Source organism: Acidovorax sp. SRB_24 (assembly GCF_012931925.1).
Genome location: NZ_MWOM01000052.1, coordinates 24,418 through 30,854, shown reverse-complemented (window position 1 = coordinate 30,854; position 6,437 = coordinate 24,418). Strand labels below are relative to the sequence as shown.

The window sequence follows — 6,437 nt, the reverse complement described above, 5'->3', positions numbered from 1 at the left end:
GAAGGCCACGCCCAGGCGCGCAGCGCCAAGCCCGCAGCCAGCACGGCCAGCGCGCCCAGCAGCACGTGGCGCGCGCCCAGGCGCTGCTGCAGCGCCGGTCCGCACCAGGCGCCAGGCCCATCAGCAGCATGGGCCGCAGCGTGAGCCAGGCCATGCCGCGCACATCGAGGCCCGTGGCGGCGGCGATGTCGTGCGCGAGCGGGCCCACGGCCGTGAGAAAGGGGCGCAGGTTCAGCGCCGTGAGAACACCACCACGGCCAGCCACAGTCCCTGGCGGGCCGGTGCCTGCACCTGCACCTGCACTGGCTCGGGCGCGGCGGTGCGGACGGCGGCGCTGCCCATGTCAGGCGGCCGCCCCCGGACCGGCCGGCGCGTCGCCATAGAGCTGCTGCGCTGTCACGCCGGTCTCGAGCCGCGTGAGCGGCAGCGGCGGGGGGTCGAGCGGCAGGCGCAGCGCTGCATACGCCGCGGCGCTCGACAGCCCGTAGGGCGCAGCGTCGTCGTTGTCGAACGCGTAATACACCGCCTGCACGCCGCCCATGACCATGGCCGCCAGGCACATGGGGCATGGGTGGCTGCTGGCATAGACCACGCAGCCGTCCAGGCGCGGGCGGCCGAGGTGGCGACTGGCGGCGCGCAGCGCCTGCATTTCGGCGTGGGCGGTGGGATCGTGGCTGTGCACAATCTCGTTGACGCCGCTGGCAATGCGCTCGCCGCCGAGCGCCAGCACGGCGCCAAACGGGCGCCCGCCGCGCACGCGGTTGGCCTGCGCCAAGCGCACGGCCTCGCGCAGCAAAGAGGTGTGGTCGGACATGGAACGGGCTCCTGGGGGCAAGCGGAAAAACGGTCGGTGAAATGGCGCATTTCAGCGCGCGCCGGCCGCGCGCAGCAGCGCAGCGAGGGCGCTGTGGCCGCGCTGCTCGGCATGGCGCAGCGGTGCCACGCCGCCGTGGTCAGGCAGGTTGACGTCGGCGCCCGCGGCGATCAGGGCCTGGCCAATGGCCACGCGGTTCCGCGCCGTGGCCAGCAGCAGCGGCATGCGCGTGCCGCCGCAGGCCAAGGTCACAGGGTGGAAACGCATGGAAAGAAAACAGCGGAAAGCGCCAACGGATGCCAACGCAGGGCGCACAGGGTAACAAAGCGGTTTTGGCCACGGTGCTCGAGCAGGCATGCGCTGCGCCGGCCGGCGCGCGGGCGCCAGGGGCACTCAAGGATCCAACCCTCCCTGGGCTCGCGTGGGCCCTGGCGCGCCCATGCGGCGTTGTCCGGCACGCGCTGCGCCCGCGCCATGCTAGTTTGAAGTACCGAATGTTTCAGAGGACTTGCCATGCCCCTGCCTGCCCATGCGCACACGCCCACGCCACTGCCCCCGGTGGGCACGCCTCCCATCGACAAGCCGCCGCAGCCCACCTGGGTGCCCGAGCCGCCTGTGGTGGAGCCGCCTGCGGTGCCAGGCGAAACCCCGGTGCCCAATCCGACGCTGCCGGGGCCGCGCGAGTCCCCCGTGATCGATCCGCCGCCCTTTCACTGAGGGCCGGCTCCGCGGCGGCCCGCACCCAAAGGCCTGCCCTACACCACGCCGCGGGCGCGCAGTTCGGCCCGCTGCGCCGCATCCACCCCCAGCACCTGCAGCACCTCGTCGGTGTGCTGGCCCAGCGCTGGCGGCGCGTGGCGCAGCACGGGCGGATGGGCCGACAGGCGCAGCGGGCTGGCCACGCCGGTGATCTGCGCGACGCCGTCGCCCGCGTCGCGCGGCAGCGCCACGCGCAGGCCGCGCGCGCGCACCTGGGCGTCGTCGAAGGCCTGGGCAATGGTGTTGATGGGGCCGCAGGGCACGGCCTTGTCTTCGAGCAGCGCAATCCACTCGGCGGTCGTGCGCGTGCGCGTCACGGCCTCCATGGCCGGGATCAGTGCGGCGCGGTGCTTCACGCGCAGGGTGTTGCTGGCAAAGCGTGCGTCCTGCGCCCATTCGGGGTGGCCAGCGGCGGCGCAAAAACGCGCGAACTGGCCATCGTTGCCGATCGCCAGCAGCATGGAACCATCCTGCGTCGCAAAGTCCTGGTAGGGCGCCAGGCTCGGGTGACTGTTGCCCTGGCGCCCCGGCGCCACGCCCGTGGCCAAAAAGCCGGCCGCCTGGTTCGCCAGGATGGCCATGCCCACGTCTAGCAGCGCCATGTCGATGTGCTGGCCCTCGCCCGTGCGGTGGCGCGCATGCAGCGCCGCCAGGATGGCGCTCGATGCGTACACGCCCGTGAACAGGTCGGTCAACGCCACACCCACGCGCAGCGGACCGCCGCCGGGCTCGCCGTCGGCGCGGCCGGTGATGCTCATCATCCCGGTCATGGCTTGGATCATCAGGTCGTAGCCGGCGCGCTCGGCATACGGCCCGTCCTGCCCGAAGCCGGTGACCGAGCAGTAGACCAGGCGCGGGTTCAGCGCGCACAGGGTGGCGTGGTCCAGCCCGTAGCGCGCCAGGCCCCCGACCTTGAAGTTCTCGACCAGCACGTCGGCCTGCAGCGCCATCTGGCGGATCAGCTGCTGGCCGTCCTCGGTCGCCATGTCGATGGTGACCGAGCGCTTGTTGCGGTTGCAGGCGGTGAAGTAGCTCGCCTGCGTGGTGTCGTTGCCGTCGGCGTCCTGCAGGAACGGGGGCCCCCAGTGCCGCGTGTCGTCGCCCGCGCCGGGGCGCTCGACCTTGACCACGTCGGCGCCCAGGTCGGCCAGGATCTGCGTGCACCAGGGGCCGGCGAGCACGCGCGAGAGGTCGAGGACTTGGATGCCGGCGAGGGCGCCGGCGGGCGGGGTGAGGTCGGTCATGGTGGGCTGTGCACTCATAAATCAATAGCTTTAAGCGCTTATCCAGCAAGCGCTGGAGCCATTTTTCGCTTGAATTGCCGTTCAGTTGGCGAAGGCTGCGATGCCGGTCTGTGCGCGGCCCAGGATCAGCGCGTGCACGTCGTGCGTGCCCTCGTAGGTGTTGACCACCTCCAGGTTCACCAGGTGGCGCGCCACGCCGAACTCGTCGCTGATGCCGTTGCCGCCCATCATGTCGCGCGCCAGGCGGGCGATGTCGAGCGCCTTGCCGCAGCTGTTGCGCTTGATGAGCGACGTGGCTTCGACGGCGGCCGTGCCTTCGTCCTTCATGCGGCCCAGGCGCAGGCAGGCCTGCAGGCCGATGGCGATCTCGGTCTGCATGTCGGCCAGCTTCTTCTGGATCAGCTGGTTGGCGGCGAGCGGACGGCCAAACTGCTTGCGGTCCAGCGTGTACTGGCGCGAGGTGTGCCAGCAGAACTCGGCCGCGCCGAGCGCGCCCCAGGCGATGCCGTAGCGCGCGCTGTTGAGGCAGGTGAACGGGCCTTTCAGGCCCTGCACTTCGGGGAAGGCGTTTTCCTCGGGCACGAACACCTTGTCCATCACGATCTCGCCGGTGATGCTGGCGCGCAGGCCGACCTTGCCGTGGATGGCCGGGGCCGACAGGCCTTTCATGCCCTTGTCGAGGATGAAGCCGCGGATCGGGCCGACGGCACCCGCCTCGCTCACTTCCTTGGCCCAGACGACGAACACGTCGGCCACCGGGCTGTTGGTGATCCACATCTTGGCGCCCGAGAGCTCGTAGCCGCCGGCGACCTTCTTGGCGCGGCTGGCCATGCTGCCGGGGTCGGAGCCGTGGTCGGGCTCGGTCAGGCCGAAGCAGCCGATCCATTCGCCGCTGGCCAGCTTCGGCAGGTACTTCTGGCGCTGCGCCTCGGTGCCGAATTCATGGATCGGCACCATCACCAGCGAGCTTTGCACGCTGGCCATGGAGCGGTAGCCCGAGTCGACGCGCTCGACCTCGCGCGCGATCAGGCCGTAGGCCACGTAGTTGAGGCCGGGGCCGCCGTACTGCTCGGGGATGGTGGGGCCCAGCAGGCCGACCTCGCCCATTTCGCGAAAGATGCTGGTGTCCATCTTTTCGTGGCGGAACGCGTCGAGCACGCGCGGCGCCAGCTTGTCCTGGCAGTAGGCGGCAGCGGCGTCGCGCACCATGCGCTCGTCGTCGCTGAGCTGCAGGTCGAGCAAGAAGGGGTCTTCCCAGTGAAAAGTGGCGCGGGCCATGGCAATCTCCTGAAGGTGTAACGTGTTGTGCTAAAAGCGCATGAAGCGCCGACGGATGGCCCATCGTAGCGTGCATGGATATTGCGCCGCAAGCGAAAATGCTGAACTCAGTTATGAGAAAAAAGAACTCCTTAGAACGTGTTGCGCCACAATCGCGGCGTACCCGCCGTCCTTGACTGGAACCATGCGCCGCACCCTGCCGTCCACCCAGGCCCTGGCCTGCTTTGAAGCCGCCGCGCGGCACGAGAGCTACACGCGCGCCGCGCAGGAGCTCTCGCTCACGCAAAGCGCGGTCTCGCGCCAGATCACGGCGCTGGAAGACTTTCTGGGCGTGCCGCTGTTCCGGCGCACGCGCCACGGCGTCGCGCTCACGCCCGCCGGCACGCACTATGCGCGCCAGATCGGCCCGCGCCTGCAGGCGCTCGAGCGCGACACGCTCGACGTGATGGCGCACCAGGGCCATGGCGGTGCGCTGGCGTTGGCAGCGGTGCCCACCTTCGCCACGCGCTGGCTGATTCCGCGCCTGCCGCAGTTTGCCGCGCTGCATCCCGAGATCGTGGTGCACATCGAAACGCGCACGCGGCCGTTCCTGTTTGCCGACACCGGCTTTGACGCCGCGCTCTACGCCGGCACGCCCGAGCAGGTGGCCAACTGGCCCGGCACGCAGGCGCAGTGGCTGATGCACGAAGACGTGGTGCCGGTGTGCAGCCCGCGCCTGCTGGAGCTGGCCGCACAGCGCGGCCTGGGGCGCGCCTACCAGGGCGTGGCCGCCGAAGTGCTGGCGCAGCTGCCGCTGCTGCAGCAGAGCACACGGCCCTACGGCTGGCGCCAATGGTTCGAGGCCATGGGCGTGGAGGCGCCGCAGGCGCTCGATGGCCCGCGCTACGAGCTGTTTTCGATGCTGGCCGTGGCCGCGGCCCACGGCCTGGGCGTGGCGCTGATGCCGCCGCTCCTGATCGAGGCCGAGCTCGCGCGCGGCGAACTGGTGGTTGCCTGCCAGCGGCACCTGCGCGGCGAGCGCAGCTACTACCTGATCAGCCCGGCACAGGCGCAGCCGCCGGTGCTGGCGGCTTTTGCGCAGTGGCTGCAGGCCATGGCCGAGCCAGCGCCGGCTGCGGACCCCTCATGACGGCGTGTGGGAGGCTTGCGCCGCGCCGCCGCCTCAGAGGCGCGGCAGCAGCTGCACGATCAGCGGCACCAGAACCGCGGTGGCGATGCCGTTGAGGCCCATGGCCAGCGCGGCAAAGGCGCCGGCCGTCTGGTTGAACTGCAGCTCGCGCGCCGTGCCGATCGCATGCGCCGTCAGGCCCACGGCAAAACCGCGCACGGCCGGGTCGTCGATGCGCAGCGCCTGCAGCAGCGGCCGCGCCAGGATGGTGCCGGCAATGCCGGTGATGGCCACCGCCACGGCCGCCAGCGAAGGGAGGCCGCCCATGCGCTCGGCCACCGGCAGCGCAAACGGCATGGACGCCGACTTGGGCGCCAGCGACATCAGCGTCTCCAGCGACCCGCCCAGCGCCCAGGCGACCAGCAGCGCCGAGACAATCGCCACGCTCGAGCCGGCCAGCAGCGCCAGCCCCAGCGGCAGCCACATCTGCTTGATGCGGTCGAGCTGGCGGTACAGCGGCACGGCCAGCGCCACCGTGGCGGGACCGATCAGGAAATAGATGAATTCCACGCCCTGGAAATACACCGGGTACGGCGTGTCGGTGAGCAGCAGGACGGCCACGATCAGCGCCACCGCCGTGAGCACCGGAATCAGAAAGGGGTTGTTGCCGCTGCGCCGGTACAGCCACGCCGCGCCCAGATAGGCCAGCACCGTGAGCACCAGCCAGGGCAGGGGCGACTGCGTGAGCCAGACCGCTGCATCGCTCAAGACCGCGTTCATGGGCGGACCTCCACGGGCCGGGCGCGCAACAGCCAGCGCAGCGTCTGCGCCGTCACCACCAGCGTCACGGCGGCGCCGACCACGCAGGCCACCAGAAACGGCTGCCATTCGCGCGCCACGCGTTCAAAATGCACCATCACGCCGACGATGGCCGGAATGAACAGCAGCATCATGTTCTGCAGCAGCGTGCCCGAGGTGCGCTCCAGTGCCTCGGGCACGCGGCCCAGCGCGAGCAGGCCCGCAAACAGGATCAGCATGCCCGCCAGCGCGCCGGGCAGTGGCAGGGCCAGCAGGCGCACGGCGAACTCCCCCAGAAGCTGGCAGACGAGCAAGACAGCGATGGCGTAAATCATGCGGTGGCAACAGGCGTGACGGGCGGCGCTGCCCCCGAGGCACATGGGGCAGGCGGAGGGTGGTGAAGGAGGGCGCCGCAGGCGCCGGGAACGGCGGAGCG

Annotated in this window: 8 protein-coding genes and 1 pseudogene; 2 read left to right on the top strand and 7 right to left on the bottom strand. The window is 70.7% G+C overall.

What is annotated here, in order from left to right; translation table 11 throughout:
• From B2J89_RS22495 to B2J89_RS15910, 3 genes and pseudogenes are all read right to left on the bottom strand, one after another.
• Positions 1-208, bottom strand: a pseudogene (locus B2J89_RS22495) (hypothetical protein); the annotation flags it as partial.
• 135 nt (positions 209-343) lie between these two features.
• Positions 344-814, bottom strand: coding sequence for a nucleoside deaminase (locus B2J89_RS15915; protein ID WP_169170025.1), 471 nt, complete (start codon positions 812-814; stop codon positions 344-346).
• Positions 815-865: 51 nt separating this feature from the next.
• On the bottom strand, positions 866-1,081 hold the full coding sequence (locus tag B2J89_RS15910) for a hypothetical protein (RefSeq protein WP_169170024.1): 216 nt from the start codon (positions 1,079-1,081) through the stop codon (positions 866-868).
• 246 nt (positions 1,082-1,327) lie between these two features.
• On the opposite strand from B2J89_RS15910, the gene B2J89_RS15905 reads away from it, so the two are divergent.
• Positions 1,328-1,531 carry a hypothetical protein gene (locus tag B2J89_RS15905; RefSeq protein WP_169170023.1) on the top strand — a complete coding sequence of 68 codons (204 nt, stop codon included), beginning with the start codon at positions 1,328-1,330 and terminating at the stop codon, positions 1,529-1,531.
• Positions 1,532-1,569: 38 nt separating this feature from the next.
• Here B2J89_RS15905 and B2J89_RS15900 read toward each other — a convergent pair whose 3' ends face one another.
• Both B2J89_RS15900 and B2J89_RS15895 read right to left on the bottom strand, forming a co-directional pair.
• On the bottom strand, positions 1,570-2,817 hold the full coding sequence (locus B2J89_RS15900) for a CaiB/BaiF CoA-transferase family protein (RefSeq protein ID WP_169170022.1): 1,248 nt from the start codon (positions 2,815-2,817) through the stop codon (positions 1,570-1,572).
• A gap of 81 nt (positions 2,818-2,898) precedes the next feature.
• A complete protein-coding gene (locus B2J89_RS15895; protein WP_169170021.1) occupies positions 2,899-4,095 on the bottom strand; it encodes an acyl-CoA dehydrogenase in 1,197 nt (398 codons plus the stop codon).
• A gap of 184 nt (positions 4,096-4,279) precedes the next feature.
• Between B2J89_RS15895 and B2J89_RS15890 the strand changes: the two genes are divergently transcribed.
• On the top strand, positions 4,280-5,224 hold the full coding sequence (locus B2J89_RS15890) for a LysR substrate-binding domain-containing protein (RefSeq protein WP_169170020.1): 945 nt from the start codon (positions 4,280-4,282) through the stop codon (positions 5,222-5,224).
• A gap of 33 nt (positions 5,225-5,257) precedes the next feature.
• On the opposite strand, the gene B2J89_RS15885 is transcribed toward B2J89_RS15890, so the two are convergent.
• Together B2J89_RS15885 and B2J89_RS15880 are read right to left on the bottom strand one after the other, a co-directional pair.
• Positions 5,258-5,983 carry an LrgB family protein gene (locus tag B2J89_RS15885; RefSeq protein WP_169170019.1) on the bottom strand — a complete coding sequence of 242 codons (726 nt, stop codon included), beginning with the start codon at positions 5,981-5,983 and terminating at the stop codon, positions 5,258-5,260.
• On the bottom strand, positions 5,980-6,336 hold the full coding sequence (locus B2J89_RS15880; protein WP_169170018.1) for a CidA/LrgA family protein: 357 nt from the start codon (positions 6,334-6,336) through the stop codon (positions 5,980-5,982). The genes B2J89_RS15885 and B2J89_RS15880 overlap by 4 nt, the downstream gene beginning before the upstream one ends.
• Positions 6,337-6,437 lie beyond the last annotated feature (101 nt).